Raw genomic sequence first — 15,674 nt, 5'->3', positions numbered from 1 at the left:
CCGCGTTCTTCTGCAAAAAATCCTATCGCCCGGCGGTGTCGCTTTGCGCCCCATCACCGCCTTCGAGCAGGCTGACGATCTGGTCCGCAATTGCGGTCGCCGCAGCGCGGAGTGGCTCGTCGATATGGATATATCTTTGGGTAATCCCACGGGATGCATGGCCCAGAAGAGCGGCAATCGTGAGCTCCGAATAGCCCAGGCCGCCAGCGACGCTGGCGAAGGTGTGCCTGAGGACGTGCGGGGTCACGTTTTCGAGGCCGGCCTTCATGCAGACGCGTTCAAGCACACGCACGACACCGATGAAGTGACCGTCTCCCCAGTCTGCGGGAAAGAAGAACTTCGAACCTGTGTCAGGCTGCGCCTTCAGTAGTTCGAGGGCAGCCTTCCCGATGATGCGGCGTTGTGCACCGGTCTTGGTCGTCGCGAAATGGACTGCGTTCTCTTCCTCCAGCAGCCATGCCCGTTCGAGGCTGAGTGCTTCGAGCCGGCGGAATCCCGTTAGTAGCAGCAGCCTGATAACAGCAAGCCCCGTGGGATGCTCGAGGTCCGCCTCCGCTTCCCGAAGCGCAGCCCCGAGTCTGCGCAGTTCGGACTGCGAGAGCCACCGCATCCTCGGCGTACTGGCAAGCCTGCGGATCCCGCGTGCGGGATTTTTCTCGATCTCGCCAAGACGCACTGCATGCTCCAGGATGGAGTGGAGCGTCGACATCGCCCGCGCCGCGACACCCTCTCCACCCTTCGTCGCGCCCCCCCTTGAGCCTTTTCTCGGCTTGGCAGTTGCTCCCGCGGCAATCTGGGCCTGGGCTGCTTCGATGTCGCCTAGCTTCAACGTATCAATCGGCCGGTCGCCAAGAAGCGGTCGCAGATGGGCATCGATCCGGCTCCGGTCCATCGCCAGAGTCGAGGCTTTGATAGGCCTCCGGCTTCGCCCGATGATCTGGCGCTTCTCGGCACGTTCCAGGTACCAGTCGCAGATGCTGCTGACAGTGTGGCCACGCGCAGCCGGTTCGGGTTTGCCGGGATCCTCGCCGCGGGCGACGTCACCGAGGATGGTCCGGGCCGTCCGGCGCGCCTCTTCAGCCGTCATGAGTCCAAAGCGCCCGATCACTTTCCGCCGCGAACGACCCTCGGCATTCCTGTATTGGACCACGAAGCTTTTGACCCCGGTCCTTCCAACTGCGACGCCGAAGCCTCGAAGTTCGCTGTCCCATGTCAACACGGTAGCAGGACCTCTGGGATCGGGATGAGGTTTCAATGCGCTGACGAGCTGTTTGGTAATTTTCGTCATAATTCAATTCCTTCGCCAAGCCGGAGCGCCATCCACAATCCTGCTTACAAGCGACATGAAGTCTGTTTTTCTGCACATTTGCCGCCTCATTCGCGACTGCTTTCAAGCTGCTTACAAGCTGTTTTCAAATTGCTTACAAGGTGCTTACAAGGATTCTGGAAATTGGCCAAAATAAGCAGAAAATAAGCAAATGGGATCAAACTCTGGCGAGGTTTAGGTTACCGGCGGCGACTCGAGCGTCAAGAAAAAAGCTTGAAATGCAGTATTATGGAGCAACCTAGCGCAGAATCGAGTGAATCCGGAAAAGTTGCTCGGGCCAATTGCCAAGGTTGGGGTCGAGGGTTCGAATCCCTTCGCCCGCTCCAGTTTTCCGACATGATTGCGTACTAACGCCGCCTCGGGCGCCCTCCGGGGCGCGGGCGATGCGTGGGGTTCGCCGGGCCGCTTGCTGCGCCGCAGCGGAAACAGATTGCGCAGGCTCCCGAAAATCGGCACTCCATGAAGCGATATCGGAAACTCCGGAGTTTCGCGCGCGCGATCATTCTTGCTCATGCATCCTGCTGCCCTTTCTCCCCGCCCTTTCGTCAAAATCCGGGTGAAGGAAGCCATCGCGATCGGACCGCGCGATGCGGCTTGACGGCTGGAAAGCGATCGGCGCGCATTTCGGGCGCGAGCGGTCCACCGTCATTCGCTGGGAAGCGGACCGCGGGATGCCGGTGCATCGCATTCCGGGCAAGGGACGCGGCAGCGTGTTCGCGCTGACCGAAGAGCTCGACGCCTGGCTCGCCGAAAATCCCGAAACCGAGGCCGAGCCGCAGGAAGCAACGCCTCCCGCCGCAGCCCCCTCCCCCGCACCGTCCGCCCGCAAGGGGCCGCTGCGGCTGGCCCTGTCGCTGGCCGCGATGCTGGGCGTCATCAGTCTGGGAGCCTTCGCCTTCTCGCAAGGCCGCACGCCGGAGGCGCCATCCAGCCTGCCCGACGATCCAGCGCTTGCCAGCATCTATCTCGAGGCGCGCAGCGACTGGGCGCGGCGCAGCGAGGCGTCGATCACCGCCGCGATCGCCAAGCTGACGCAGGTGACCGACGGCGATCCCGGCTTCGCCCCCGCCCACGCCGCGCTGGCCGACAGCTATATCCTCGCCCGCGAATTCGGCTCGATGAGCGATCCGGTCGCGTTCGGACGCGCGCAGCAGGCCGCCGATGCCGCGCTGCGGATCAATCCCGAGGATCCCGATGCCCTGCGCGCGCTCGGCTTTATCGAATATTGGTGGCGCGGGAACCGGCAGGAAGCCATGCGCCGCTTCACCGCCGCCATCGCCGCCGCGCCGCAATCGGCCCAGACCCATTTCTGGCTCGGCAACATCCTCATCGACAACGGCGATTTCGACGAAGGTCTGAAGGCGCTCGAACGCGCACGCCTGCTTGAACCGGCCTCGGTGCCGATCCTCGTCGACCTCGCATGGGCGCAATATGCGAGGGGCGAGGTGGACGAGGCGCAGCGCAGGCTCGAAGCGCTCCGGCAGCGCGATCCCGAACTGGCGACGGCGCGCGACTATCTGTCGATCGTCTATCTCGAACAGGGCAACATCGCGGGATTCGTCGAGGAATACGCCGCCCACGCCCGCATCCGCAAACTGGAGCGCGAAGCCGCCCATGCCGAGGCGATGACGGCGGCTCTGGCGCAAGGGCAGACTGCGGTGCTGCCGGTGCTGGTGCGCGCAATGGAGACCGAAATCGCCACCGGGGAACGCAGCTTTCTCCCCTGGCCGACGATGATCGCCGCCGCCGCCGATGATCGCGCAGCGACCTTGCGCCTGCTCGGCAAGGCGGTTGCCCGGAACGAGACCTGGGGCAGTGCCTGGGCGATCCGCTATCTCTCCCAGCGCTGGCGCGGCGATCGCGAGATAACCGCCCTGATCGGCAAGCTTCGACCGCCCAGCATGGCCCGGAACTGACCCGCAGGCCGAAGTCGCGCGCCTGCGCGCCGCAATCTGCGGCTAGAAGCCATCTCCTGCAACATCATGCCACTTTGGATGCGACCGCCCCTCGCGCCACACTCCATCGCGCAAACCGGGGGCTTTGCAGCAGGGCCCCTGCCCGATTTCAAGCGATGGAGAATCACCCATGTCGGCAGCACGTTCCACCACCGGACTGGCAGTCCTGCTTCTCTCCAGCGTCGCGGGGCTGGCGCTGGCCACCCCCGCCGCGGCGCAGCAGCGCTGGGATGGCAGCGAGAGCGAGGATTACAACGATGCGGACAATTGGGACAACGGACAGACGCCCGGCAGCCGGTCTTCCGTGCAGATCGATAGCGAAACCAACGCGCCGCGGGTCGGCACCGGCCAGACAGCGCGGGCGGGGACGCTGCGGATCGGTGTCGACGGCACCGGCCGACTGACCGTGACGGACGGCGGTCAGCTGATCCTCGGCGATGACGCGAACGGCGGATTGCTGAGCGTCGGCGGCTCGCGCGTGTCGAGCGCGGCGGGCGGCGTCGGCACGCTGATTCTGTCGGGGGCCGGATCGACCATTTCGGGGCCCGGCGGGCTGGCGCTGGAGGTGGGCGTCGGCCCCTCGGCGATCGGCACCGTCCTGATCGAGAACGGCGGCGTGCTGACCTCGTCGACCGGGTTGATCGGCGTGACGGAAAACAGCCGCGGGACGATCACCGTGACGGGTGCGGGATCGCGCTGGGACATCAACAGCGGCGCAGGCGGCGTGCGGATCGGCAACCTCAACGATGCGAGCGCGGTGGGCATCCTCAACATCCTCGATGGCGCGCGGGTGACCTACCCCGGCGGGGTCGGCTGGTCGATGGGCGCGGGGGGCCAGATCAATATCGACGGGGCGGGATCGGCGCTGGAAGGCGTGACCGGGATCCAGACCCGCGGCGCGATCAGCGTGACCGGCGGCGGTGCGGCGAGCATCGAGCAGACCATCGGCCAGCTCGGCGCGCGGCTGACGGTGAGCGGGGCGGATTCGCGCTATGCCACGGACCTGTTCCTGATGGCGCAGGGCAGCAATGCGACCGGCGGCTTTCTGCTGGTGGACAGCGGCGGGCAGTTGACCAGCAACGGGTTCAGCTTCGCCTCCAACGGCGTTCCGGCGAGCTTCGATGTCACCGTGCGGGGGGCGGGCAGCCGCTGGGACATCAATCCGGGCAATTCCCGGACACTGGGCGCAGGGACGAACGCAGTGAGCTTCCGCGTGCTGGACGGCGGGGTGGTCGACGATGTGTCGCCGGCAGGAAACTGGTCGCTGGGTCAGGGCACTTCGGTGCTGGTCTCGGGCGCCGGATCGCGCTGGCTGACGAGCGGTGTGGTGAACTTCAACGCGGCCACCGTGGGCGAGCCCGTGGGCGACGTGATCATCGAGAACGGCGGCGAGTTCACCGTCCGCGCCGATGGGTTGAGCGCGCTGGGTTCGATCGGCGGGCCGGTCAGCCGCAGCCTGATCGTACGCAGCGGCGGGCAGGTGAATTTCACCGGCGGCAACGGCGCGGGGCTTTCGGTGCGCAACGGCTCCATCCTGGTCGATGGCGGGACGCTGACCGGGCGGCTCGAGCTGTCGGGGGAGACGGCGCGGCGCACCACCGTAACGGTGCAGGGCGGCGGGTTGATCGACGGCACCGGCGGCGGCGGCTGGTCGGCGGACAACGAGACCGATTTCCTCGTCACCGGCACCAATTCGCGCCTGATCGCGCAAGGCGCTATGACCTTCGGCGGCGATATCACGGTGACCGCCGGCGGGAATGCCAGCTTCGACAAGCTGCGCTTCGGGGCGAGCGACCGGGTCAGCACCCTGCTGGTAAGCGGGCCGGGCTCGGTGGTTTCGACCCGCGGCCTTGCCGATGCCGTGACCGGCGCGCCGCTCCAGATTCTCAGCGACTTCAACGGTGCGCACATGGTCGTGCGGGTGGAGAGCGGCGGCAGCCTGCTCACCGGGGCCAGCATCATCAACACCGCCGACATAACCCTGACCGGTGCCGGTTCGCTGTGGCAGGTCGCTGCCGATGCCAACCGGGGGAGCGATTTCAATTTCGATACGTCACTGTCGATCCGTGACGGCGCGCGGTTCGAAATCCTCAACGGCTTCAACCCGACCTTCGGCCCGGCGACGCAGCTGCTGATTTCGGGCGCGGACAGCACGATGGACATCCGCGGCAATATCTCGCTGGGCGGCGGCAATCCCGGCGGGGGCACCGTGGTGATCGAAAACGGCGCGCGCCTCGTCACTCGCGGGCCGAGCGACAACGGGATCGGCTTCAACGGCGTGCTGCGGACGATGGCGATCACCAATGGCAGCAGCTGGATCATGACCGGCGGCCCCAATTCCGGGCTCCAGATCGAGACGACCAATCTGGTGGTCGACAATTCCACCCTGACGGCAGAGGGGACCATCAGCATCGGCCTCAGGTTTTCGGGCACCGATCTGATCCTGCGCAACGCCACCTTTGCCGCCCGTGCGCTCAACCTCGGCTCGGTCGCGGGCAACCGGGTGACGATCGGCACCCGGGCCGACGGGTCTGCCGGGGCGGCGGGCACGTTCGATGTCGGCTCGGTCGGCCTGACGAGTGGCAACACGCTGGAGATCAACCACACCGGCACGGATTTCCTGATCGCGTCGGCGATCACCGGGGCGGGCGCGATCGAGCACCTCGCCGGACGCACGCGCCTGACAGGGGCAAGCGGGGGCTTTGGCGGCACGCTGACGGTCAGCGGCGGCGAGATCGTGCTCGACGGCACGCTGGGCGGAAACGCCGCGCGCGCGACCTTCGAGAACGCGCGCCTGTCGGGCACCGGCACCTTCGGCGGCGATGTGACGCTGGGCAATGCGACGCTCGCGCCGGGCAATTCGGCGGGCACCTTCACCATCGGCGGCGATCTGGTGCTGAGCGCGGGATCGGTGCTCGATTTCGAGCTGGGCCTGCCCGGTCAGGCCCCCGGCATCGGCAGCGATCTCATCATCGTCGGCGGTGACCTGACGCTCGACGGCACGCTCAACATCGGCAACATCGGCGGCTTCGGCAGCGGGCTTTTCCGGCTGATCAATTACGGCGGGACGCTGACCGATAACGGCTTGGCCTTCGGCAACGTGCCCGACGGGTTCGAACTGACCGGCCTGACGCTCGATCTGGCGACCGCGGGGCAGGTCAATCTGCTGGCGCAGGCCGCCACGCCCGATTTCGACTTCATCTTCTGGGATGGCGGCAACACCGCCGCAGATGGCCTGATCAATGGTGGAAGCGGCACCTGGACCGTCGAGAGCACCAACTGGACCACGCCGGAGGCCAACCACAACGGCGTCTTCGACCCGGCCGACTTCCTGATCTTCCGCGCACCCGAAGTGCCCGAAGCGGCCGCGACGCTCACGCGCTTCGCAGCGACACCTTCGGCGGCGACGGGCACCGTCACGGTCGACAACACCGCCGGGCAGGTGAGCCTTGCCAACGGCGTCCAGTTCGCCGCGACCGGTTACACCGTCACCGGCGGAGCGATCCGGCTCGATGCGCCGGGCGCGATCATCCGCGTGGGTGACGGCTCGGCCGAGGGGAGCGCATTCGTCGCGACCATCGAATCCGCGCTGACGGGCGGTGGCAGTCTGACCAAGACCGATCTGGGCACCCTGATCCTGCTCGGCGCGAACACCTATAGTGGCGGCACCACGGTCGCGGGCGGCACGTTGCAGGGCGACACCACCAGCCTGCGCGGCACCATCGCCATCGATACGCCGGGCACGCTGCTGTTCAACCAGACCGGCAACGGCACCTTTTCCGGCATCCTGAGCGGCGCGGGGACGATCGAGAAGGACGGGGCAGGCGTGCTCGATCTTGGCGGCACGCACAGCGACTTTGTCGGCCTGTTCAACCTGATGGCAGGCGGCCTCAATCTCACCGGAACGCTGGGCCGCGATGTCGGTGGCAGCCGGCTCGCGACCGCCGCGGGCACCACGCTGACGGGCACCGGAACCGTCGGCAATCTCGCCATCGGCGGCAGTTTTGCCCCCGGCGCAGGCACGGCCCCTGCGGCGGCCACCTTCAACGTCGCGGGCGATCTCAGCTTTGCCGCCGGATCGCGCTATCTGGTCGATCTCGCCGCGAACGGCAGCAGCGACCGGGTCGTGGCCGGGGGCGATGTGGTTCTCGCCGGGGGCACGGTGGAGGTGAACCTGCTCAGCCCCGACACCGACTATGTCGATGGCAGCACTTTCACCATCGTCGAGGCCGGGGGTTCGCTGACCGGCACCTTCGCCGGACTGGTCGAGAATTCCGCCTTCCTCGACTTCGCACTGGGCTATGATGCGCGCCGCGCTTTCCTCACGCTCAGCGTGCTGCGGCAGTTCCCGGATGTGGCGCTGACCTTCAACCAGCGTCAGGCGGCGAGCGGTCTGATGGAACTGGATCGCAGCACAGGCTCGGACAGTCTTGCGGTCTACAACGCGATCCTGCTGCTCGATGCGGAGGAGGCGCGCGCCGCCTTCGACCTCGCCTCGGGCGAGATCTATGCCGATGTGCTCGCCTCAGCCCAGCGCAGCGCCATGTTGGCCAGCACCGCCAACCGGCGGCGCAGCGCCGCACCGGGCAAGCAGGGGTGGGACGCCTGGGCCGAAGGCAGCCTGCGCAGCGGCCGGGTCTCCGCCGACGGCAATGGCGCGCGCTTTACGCAGGATCAGACGCGGCTGAGCCTCGGCCTCGATTATCATGGCGAGGATGACAGCTGGGCCGCCGGGATCGGTGGTGGCTGGATCGGCAACGACATCGACAACGCCGCGCGCCTCTCCCACGCCGAGCTCGACGGCTGGCATATCGGCGGCTTCGCCCGCTACGGCGATCTGGGCAAGGGGCTGACGGCGGTCGTGGCGGCAAGCCATGCCTCGGCCGATGGCACCGCCGCGCGTGCGATCCGGTTCGGCAGCATTGACCGGGCGACCTCGGCAGCGATCGAAACCCGCACCACCGCGCTGTCGGCCGACCTGCGCTTCGGCATGGGCGGCGACAGCTGGGCCTTCGGACCGGCGGCGGGTGTCGAATACAGCCGCACGCGCCTTTCAGCTTTCGCCGAAGCCGGTGCCGGGGCGCTCGACCTCGCCAGCGATGGCGCGCGCGACGGGTGGACGCGGGCGACGCTGGGCGGCTTCGTCTCGCACCGCAGCGACAGCGCCCGGTTGCTGGTCGACCTGCGCTATCTGACCGGCAAGCGGGACGACAGCGCGGTCGCCATGACGCTTGCCGGATCGCCGCAGTCCTTCACGATTCTGCCCGCGCGCGGCAGCAAGGACGGGTTCGTCGCCTCGGCGAGCGGCGAGGTCGATCTGGGCGGCGGCTGGTCGCTGGGCGGCAGCCTCGACGCGCTGATCGCGGGCGACGAGCGCGCGGTCTCTGCGAGTGCGGCGATCAAACTGGCGTTCTAGCACCAAACCTCACACGATACGGGGCCGCTGCCGCAAGTCTGCCGCACTTCGTCGGCTGTCGTCGGCGGCCCGCCTTTTTTCCGCTTGCATTCGTATCGCGCGGCGCTAGTCGCGTGATACGTTATCTCATAATACCCCTCCGAGAAAAGCAACGGGAAGCCCCATGACCATGACAACCTCCGGCCCTGCCTCCTCTCGCCTTGCGCTTGCAACCGCGCTCGGTCTGGCCTGCGCTGCCACCCCCGCCCTTGCCGAAACCGCCCCGGACGCGGCGGAGGCCGATGCCGCCCAGCCCGCTGGCGCTCCGGTCGAGGACGACGTTCACAACCGCCAGAGCGCTCGAACCGGCGAGATCATCGTCAGCGCCAATGGCCTCAAGGAACTCGACGTGCTGGCCGGAACCAGCGTGGTCGAAATCCGCGACATCCAGCGCGATGCCGTGAACGGCCAGATCGGCGACCTGCTGACCAAGCTGCCCGGCGTTTCGGCCACCAGCTTCGCCCCCGGCTCCTCCCGCCCGGTGCTGCGCGGCCAGCAGGGCGAGCGTGTGCGCGTGCTGGTCGATGGCGTGGGCACGTCGGACGTGTCGAACACCTCGGTCGACCATGCCACCACGATCGAGCCGATCACGGTCGAGCGCATCGAAGTGCTGCGCGGGCCCGCCGTGCTGCTCTACGGCAGCCAGGCGATCGGCGGCGCGGTCAACGTGATCGACAAGCGCATCCCCACCCGCATGCCCGACCACAACCTCCACCTCGATGCCTTCGCCGGGGTCGACAGCGCCACCGACCTGCGCACCGGGGCGGCCAGCCTCGATGTCGGGATTGGCAGCAATCTGGTGTTTCATGTCGACGGATCGTGGCGCGAAACCAATGATGTCGAAATCGGCGGCTTCCAGGTCTCCGACGCGCTGCGCGCCGACCTTCTCGCCGACGCGGCCGAGGAAGAGGATGAGGGCGAACTCGAAGAAGCCGCCGAACTGCGCGAGGCCGCCGGCCAGCGCGGCACCGTGCCCAATTCGGCGATGGAAAGCTGGACGATCAACACCGGCCTCGGCCTGATCCTCGGCGAAAGCACCTTCGGCGCGGCGGTGGGCTGGTATGACACCACCTACGGCGTCCCCACCCGCCCCGGCGCAGGCCACCACCACGGCGAGGAAGGCGAAGGCGAAGAGGGCGGCGAGGACGAGGGCGAAGAGCTCGTCACCATCGGGCTCAAGCAGTTCCGCGCCGACTTCAAGGGCGACGTCTTTCTCGGCGACGGCGCGTTCGAGCGGCTGAAGCTCAGGGTCGGCTATTCGGACTATACCCACACCGAATTCGAAGGTGCCGAGGTCGGCACGGTGTTCGATGTTGCCAGCATCGAAGCCCGCGCCGAGCTGGTGCAGAACACCGGCGGGATGCTGCGCGGGTCGAGCGGGGTCCAATACCTCCACCGCGATTTCTTCGCCCAAGGGGCCGAGGCCTATGTGCCGCCCAACCTGACCGAGCAGGTCGCGCTGTTCACGCTTCAGGAGTGGGGCACCGGCCCGCTCCAGATCGAGGCCGCCGCCCGCGCCGAGTTCACCAATGTCGAGGCCCAGACGCTCGGCATTGCGCGTGACTACGACACCGTCTCGGGCGCACTCGGCCTTGTCTACGAAGGCATCGACGGCGTGCGCATCGGCCTCAACGGCTCGCGCGCCGAGCGTGCGCCAAGTGCCGAGGAGCTGTTCTCCAACGGCCCGCATATCGCCACGCAGGCGTTCGAGATCGGCAATGCCGACCTCAGCACCGAACGCGCCTGGGGCCTCGAAGCCTATGCCCGCGGCTCCATCGGCGCGGGCACTTTCAACCTCACCGCCTATCGCCAGTGGTTCGACAACTACATCTTCCTGGAAGAAACCGGCGAGGAAGAGGACGACCTGCCGGTGTTCCAGTACCTCCAGCAGGATGCCGACTTCTGGGGCGTCGAAGCCGAGCTGAACTACCCCATCGTCGACACCGAGGGCTTCCGCCTGCTGACCGATCTGCGCGCTTCCTATGTCGAGGCGGAGCTGGCCGATGGCACCGCGGTCCCGCGCATCCCGCCGCTCAGCCTGCTCGGCGCGCTCGAAGCCCAGACCGGGGCCTTCGACGTGCGCGGCGAGGTGCAGTGGTTCGGCGAACAGGACCGCGTCACTACCTTCGAAACACCGACCGACAGCTTCACGCTGGTCAATGCGCTGGTCGCATGGCGCCCGCTGGCGGACAATCAGAACGTCACCCTGCAACTCGCCGCCGACAACATCTTCGATGTCAATGGCCGCCGCCATGCCAGCTTCACCAAGGACTTCGTGCCGCTGGTGGGCCGCAATTTCCGCGCGAGCATCCGGATGAGCTTCTGATCCGTAGCTTCCCGCGCGCGTGCAACAGGAGGGTCGCAATCAGGGGCAGTCGGTCGCGCCGGCTGCCCCTTTTTCGTGTCAGCTTTCCACCGCAAAGGTCAGTTCGGCGTGCTCCTCCAGCCGCTTGACCAGATCTTCGCCGAGGAAGCTGCCCGGCGTGCCGATCCCGCCCGGCTTGTCGCAGGAAAGCAGCCCGATCGCCGTCTCGGAAAGCATCCGGCTGGTCGAGCCGTAGCCGGGATCGTAGCGGCCCTTGACGCCGAATTGCAGGCGCTGCCCATCGGCCATGTCGGCGACGAAGACCACGTCGTAGAAGCCGTTGTCGCGCTCCTCCTTGCTCGGGCCCTCGCCGGGCTTGGGGGGCTTGGAGCCGAAGGGGTTCTTCATGAATTCCAGCGCCGCCTGCGCCGCCGCCTTGCCCGCATCGCCGGGGCTGGTCAGCACCATCTCGTCATACTTGAAGTCGGTGCCATAGGGGTGGCCGAGCAGGAAATTGGTGCGGTGGACGTTCTTGGTGTTGATCGGCGCCATCACGAAGGGCGCGGACCACTTGCCGAGATCGTCCTCGTAAGAAGGGATCATGCCCGAGGGCTGATCCGGCCCCTCGAAACCGGGGGTCAGCGCAAAGGGATTGCGCAGCACGTTGATCAGCGAAGGGCTCTTGGCCGCCGCCTTCATCGTCGCGCCGAGGCTCGCCGCGGTGCCGCCCGAGAAGGTGCCCTGCATCGCGCGCACCCGGCCGCGAATGCGCGGGGCGGGCGTGCCGAAGCGTTCGACGCAAGCCTTCTGCGTCATCATCACACCGAGATCGAAGGGAATGGAATCGAACCCGCTCGAAAAGCAGATGCGCGCGCCGCTGGCTTCGGCGGCGGCCTGATGCTCGGCGATCTTCTCGGCCATCCATGCCGGCTCGCCGCAAAGGTCGGCATAGTCGGTGCCGGTCTTCACGCAGGCCGCCACGAGCTTGTCGCCATAGAGCTGATAGGGGCCGACGGTGGTGATGACGACGCGGGTGCGGCGGCACATGGCTTCGAGGACGGCATCATCCTCTGCATCGGCGACCACCAGCGGGGTGGTGGCAGGGGCGGCGATCAGGTCGCGCACCTCCTCCAGCTTGGCAAGGCTGCGCCCGGCCATCGCCCATTTCGGCCCGTCATCGCGGCTGCCGTAATGCGTGGCGAGATATTCCGCCACCAGCCGCCCGGTGTAGCCGGTGGCGCCATAGACGATGATGTCGAATTCGCGGGTGCTCATGTTTGGTCTCCCTTGGTTCTGCCACAGCCATGCAATCGCGCGGGGCGGGTGTCAAAGTCCATCGCTGCGGCGGTTGGAAAGGTGACAAGGATGACAGCGCGACAACTTCCCAACAGGCGAATTTGCCGTGCAAATGCTGACGCTTGCGCTCACACCTGCGGGCGGACGGACAAAAGTTTTCGGGAGAAAAAGCATCGGCGCGGCTCCACGGGGTCTGCCCGGGGAACCTACCGCGATGCCGAGGCTGTAGGAAAGCGGGCCAGAGCCGCAGTCCTAGAGTCTCGGCAGCGTCACCCCGCGCTGGCCCATATATTTGCCCGCGCGGTCCTTGTAGCTGGTCTCGCAGCGCTCGTTGCCCTGCAGGAACAGGAACTGGCACGCGCCTTCGTTGGCGTATATCTTGGCAGGGAGCGGGGTGGTGTTGCTGAACTCCAGCGTCACGTGTCCTTCCCAGCCCGGCTCGAGCGGGGTGACGTTCACGATGATCCCGCAGCGCGCATAGGTGCTCTTGCCGAGGCAGATTACCAGCACGTCCTCCGGCACGCGAAAGTATTCCACCGTGCGGGCGAGCGCGAAGGAATTGGGCGGGATCACGCAGACATCGGTCTCGCGGTCGACGAAGGAGTTCGCCGCGAAGTCCTTGGGATCGACCACGGCGCTATCGACATTGGTGAAAATCTTGAACTCGGGCGCGACGCGGGCGTCGTAGCCGTAGGAGGAGAGCCCATAGGAAATCACCCCGTCGCGCCGCTGGGCTTCGACAAAGGGCTCGATCATGCCGTGTTCGAGCGCCTGCGCGCGGATCCATTTGTCGGAGAGAATCGCCATGCAAGAGGGATTCCCGATGCCGCTCGCGGGGGCAAGGGCGGTGGGGATTCTATCCCCTCTTTGGCTTCTGGCGATCAGCCCGCGCAGATCGCCTAGCCGTCGGTAAAGCCGATTTCGAGCTCCATCCCGCTGCCATCGGCGCGCCAGAAAGCCGTAGTCCCCATCGAACTGGCGAGCGACTGGATAACCTGCGTGCCGAGGCCCGAGCCGGCAGCCGCACGCTGGGCGTCCTGCTCGGTCGCGCTTCCATCATCCCGGCACAGGATCGTCCAACCCTTGCCGCCCCCGGCGATGGCAATCCTGATCGACCCGCTGCCGGTGCCGAAAGCATGCTTGATCGAATTCGAAACGAATTCGTTGACGATGAGGACAAGCGCATTGGCAAGTTTGGGCGTAACCGCATCGTCACCGACAGTGATCCTGAGCGTGACGCCATCGGGAAGCAGCTTGCTCAGATCGGCCTCGATACGGCCGAACAGCGACCGCAGGTTGACCTGCTCGTTCCCCCCGATCTCGTGAAGTTCGGCGTGGAGCGACGAGATCGACCGCACGAGGTTGCTCGCATCTTCGAGCGCATGGCGGACAGCCGCGTCTTTTTCCCGCATCGCCTTCATGGAAAGCAGCGCGCCAACCGATGCGAGAGAATTCTTCATCCGGTGGTCGACTTCGCGGCGCAGCGTCTGTTCCTGCTCGAGAGCGAGCCGCAGGTCGAGTTCGCGCATGATGTGCCGTGACAGCACGCGCAGCACCTTGCGCTGATGGTCCGTCAGTGTGCGAGGCTTGTGATCGAGGATGCACAAGGTGCCGAGCGGCAGGCCATTGCCCCCCTTCAGCACTGCGCCTGCGTAGAAGCGAAATCCCGGGTCGCTGGTGCATAGCGGATTGTCCGCCATCCGGGCATCTTCCAGCGTATCGGGAATTTCGACGAAATCACCTTGCAGGATGACATGTCCGCACAGGCTCGTTTCGAGCGGCGTCGACCTTACGCCGAGCCCCACCTCTGCCTTGAACCACTGCCTTCCCTCGTCGATGAAATTGACGACGGAAACGGGCGCATCGCAAATCACCGATGCGATCTCGACAAGCTCGTCGAACTCGCGTTCGCGCTCGGTGTCGAGAATGCCATAACGATGCAATTCGCGAAGGCGGTCGGTCTCGTCAGGGTGAAGAGCGGGCTTCATGCAATGTCTCGTCAGGCTCGAGCGGAAGAGGAGGGTTCGTGCGTGTGCCGCGAGCACGGCGGGATGCACCCGGGCATCATTTATCCCACCATATCCATGAGAACAATCGCCTTGCTATACCGAGGCCCCGCCACCGCGCTGTCTTGCAGCGGGCCGATCTCTGGCCCCTTTGCGTTTCGTCCCGCCGCGCCCGTAGGTCGCCCCGCTATCGACACTTCAGCCGGATCACCTCCCACGCCAGCTGCGTCGGGCGGCCGTCGTTGCGGCGCACTTCCTCGTCGATGCATTGCTGCTGGGGCGTGCGGTTGTCGATCGGCTGCTCGCCGCGCACCATGCGCTGGAAATCGACGATGTCCTGAAGCTCCTGGGCCGAAAGATCGGCGGTCGAGAGGCGACCTTCGAGCAGCGCGAGCAGGTTGGTGCGCGCGCGCAGAGCCCGCTCGTTGACCGCGCCCGGCAAGCCGTAGGTCGCGTCGGCCTGAGGCGGCTGCGGCGTGGGGGTGGCGCGCACCACCGGAACCTGCGCCTGCGCGGCGGCGGTCAGCAGGGCGGCGGCAGCGAACCATGCGCCAAGCCTTGTATAGTGCATCACCTCTCTCCTCCACCCGGATGCATGACCATCCGCCCTCGCCGATTACGCCAGCATGAACTGCGCCCAAACCGGCAGGTGATCGGAGGCGATCGTCGCCGCCGCGCTGCGGTGGACGCCGCAATCCGTCACCCGCAGCCGGTCGCAATGCAGGATGCGGTCGAGCCGTCCCAGCGGCCGGCGGCTGGGGAAGCTCGGGCCGGGATCGAGTAGCGCGAAATGCCGCCCGAACTCGCGAAAACACCCCGCCGAGGCGCGCCATTCGTTGAGATCGCCCATCAGCACCGTCGGCCCCGCCCCGCGCGCCGCATCGCCCAGCGCGGCGATGGTCTTCGCCTGCCGCGCGCGCCACAGGCCCGACAGGTCGAGATGCATCCCGAACACCGACAGGCCCACCTCCCCGATCCGCACCCGCGCGGTCACGACCCCGCGCGGTTCGAGGCAGGGGATGTGGATGATGTCGTGGCTCTCCACTTTGATGCCCTGCCGCACCAGAATCGCGTTGCCGTGCCACCCCATCGAATCGTGCTGCACGTCGAGCGGGACGGGGATGTAATCGGTGTGACTCTCGATCAGGAAGCGCGGCAGCACCGCTTCGCGCGTGCCGAAGCGCAGATCGGCTTCCTGCAGGCAGACGATGTCCGCATCCACCTCATTGAGCACGCCGAGGATTCGCGCCGGATCGCGCCTGCGGTCGGTGCCGACACCCTTGTGGATGTTGTAGCTGGCGACCTTGAAGATGTCCGGCACCGCGCGTCC

The 15,674-nt window shown here is 66.7% G+C and carries 10 protein-coding genes; 3 read left to right on the top strand and 7 right to left on the bottom strand.

Annotated elements, in window-relative coordinates:
* Window positions 1-22: 22 nt before the first annotated feature.
* Window positions 23-1,288 carry a tyrosine-type recombinase/integrase gene (locus E2E27_RS05430; RefSeq protein WP_141458007.1) on the bottom strand — a complete coding sequence of 422 codons (1,266 nt, stop codon included), beginning with the start codon at window positions 1,286-1,288 and terminating at the stop codon, window positions 23-25.
* A gap of 213 nt (window positions 1,289-1,501) precedes the next feature.
* Window positions 1,502-1,840, bottom strand: a complete 339-nt coding sequence (locus E2E27_RS05425; RefSeq protein WP_141458006.1) for a hypothetical protein — start codon at window positions 1,838-1,840, stop codon at window positions 1,502-1,504.
* A 74-nt stretch (window positions 1,841-1,914) separates the two neighbouring features.
* Here E2E27_RS05425 and E2E27_RS05420 point away from each other — a divergent pair, with 74 nt between their 5' ends.
* The 3 genes from E2E27_RS05420 (at window position 1,915) to E2E27_RS05410 (ending at window position 11,063) form a co-directional block, all read left to right on the top strand.
* Window positions 1,915-3,243: a tetratricopeptide repeat protein gene (locus E2E27_RS05420; protein ID WP_141458005.1), complete on the top strand. Its 1,329-nt coding sequence runs from the start codon at window positions 1,915-1,917 to the stop codon at window positions 3,241-3,243.
* Between the two features lie 169 nt (window positions 3,244-3,412).
* Window positions 3,413-8,698: an autotransporter-associated beta strand repeat-containing protein gene (locus E2E27_RS05415; RefSeq protein WP_141458004.1), complete on the top strand. Its 5,286-nt coding sequence runs from the start codon at window positions 3,413-3,415 to the stop codon at window positions 8,696-8,698.
* Between the two features lie 163 nt (window positions 8,699-8,861).
* A complete protein-coding gene (locus E2E27_RS05410) occupies window positions 8,862-11,063 on the top strand; it encodes a TonB-dependent receptor (RefSeq protein ID WP_141458003.1) in 2,202 nt (733 codons plus the stop codon).
* A 78-nt stretch (window positions 11,064-11,141) separates the two neighbouring features.
* Here the strand turns inward: E2E27_RS05410 and E2E27_RS05405 are convergent, their stop codons facing one another.
* The 5 genes from E2E27_RS05405 to E2E27_RS05385 all read right to left on the bottom strand — a co-directional run bounded on the left by E2E27_RS05405 (window position 11,142) and on the right by E2E27_RS05385 (window position 15,665).
* Window positions 11,142-12,317: a saccharopine dehydrogenase family protein gene (locus tag E2E27_RS05405; RefSeq protein ID WP_141458002.1), complete on the bottom strand. Its 1,176-nt coding sequence runs from the start codon at window positions 12,315-12,317 to the stop codon at window positions 11,142-11,144.
* A gap of 273 nt (window positions 12,318-12,590) precedes the next feature.
* On the bottom strand, window positions 12,591-13,145 hold the full coding sequence (gene dcd / locus E2E27_RS05400; protein WP_141458001.1) for a dCTP deaminase: 555 nt from the start codon (window positions 13,143-13,145) through the stop codon (window positions 12,591-12,593).
* A gap of 92 nt (window positions 13,146-13,237) precedes the next feature.
* A complete protein-coding gene (locus E2E27_RS05395) occupies window positions 13,238-14,326 on the bottom strand; it encodes a histidine kinase dimerization/phosphoacceptor domain -containing protein (RefSeq protein WP_141458000.1) in 1,089 nt (362 codons plus the stop codon).
* Window positions 14,327-14,531: 205 nt separating this feature from the next.
* Window positions 14,532-14,915, bottom strand: a complete 384-nt coding sequence (locus E2E27_RS05390) for a hypothetical protein (protein ID WP_141457999.1) — start codon at window positions 14,913-14,915, stop codon at window positions 14,532-14,534.
* 45 nt (window positions 14,916-14,960) lie between these two features.
* A complete protein-coding gene (locus E2E27_RS05385) occupies window positions 14,961-15,665 on the bottom strand; it encodes an endonuclease/exonuclease/phosphatase family protein (protein ID WP_502705533.1) in 705 nt (234 codons plus the stop codon).
* Window positions 15,666-15,674: the final 9 nt, after the last annotated feature.

This window comes from Porphyrobacter sp. YT40 (assembly GCF_006542605.1).
GTDB lineage: Bacteria > Pseudomonadota > Alphaproteobacteria > Sphingomonadales > Sphingomonadaceae > Erythrobacter.
Note: the sequence above shows the minus strand (reverse complement) of the source record. Positions and strands in the feature narration are given on the sequence as shown.

Bases quoted from the DNA above. Each gene is read 5' to 3' on its own strand.
- E2E27_RS05430 (WP_141458007.1), bottom strand. From the start codon at position 1,288: ATGACGAAAATTACCAAACAGCTCGTCAGCGCATTGAAACCTCATCCC.
- E2E27_RS05425 (WP_141458006.1), bottom strand. From the start codon at position 1,840: ATGAGCAAGAATGATCGCGCGCGCGAAACTCCGGAGTTTCCGATATCG.
- E2E27_RS05420 (WP_141458005.1), top strand. From the start codon at position 1,915: ATGCGGCTTGACGGCTGGAAAGCGATCGGCGCGCATTTCGGGCGCGAG.
- E2E27_RS05415 (WP_141458004.1), top strand. From the start codon at position 3,413: ATGTCGGCAGCACGTTCCACCACCGGACTGGCAGTCCTGCTTCTCTCC.
- E2E27_RS05410 (WP_141458003.1), top strand. From the start codon at position 8,862: ATGACCATGACAACCTCCGGCCCTGCCTCCTCTCGCCTTGCGCTTGCA.
- E2E27_RS05405 (WP_141458002.1), bottom strand. From the start codon at position 12,317: ATGAGCACCCGCGAATTCGACATCATCGTCTATGGCGCCACCGGCTAC.
- dcd (WP_141458001.1), bottom strand. From the start codon at position 13,145: ATGGCGATTCTCTCCGACAAATGGATCCGCGCGCAGGCGCTCGAACAC.
- E2E27_RS05395 (WP_141458000.1), bottom strand. From the start codon at position 14,326: ATGAAGCCCGCTCTTCACCCTGACGAGACCGACCGCCTTCGCGAATTG.
- E2E27_RS05390 (WP_141457999.1), bottom strand. From the start codon at position 14,915: ATGCACTATACAAGGCTTGGCGCATGGTTCGCTGCCGCCGCCCTGCTG.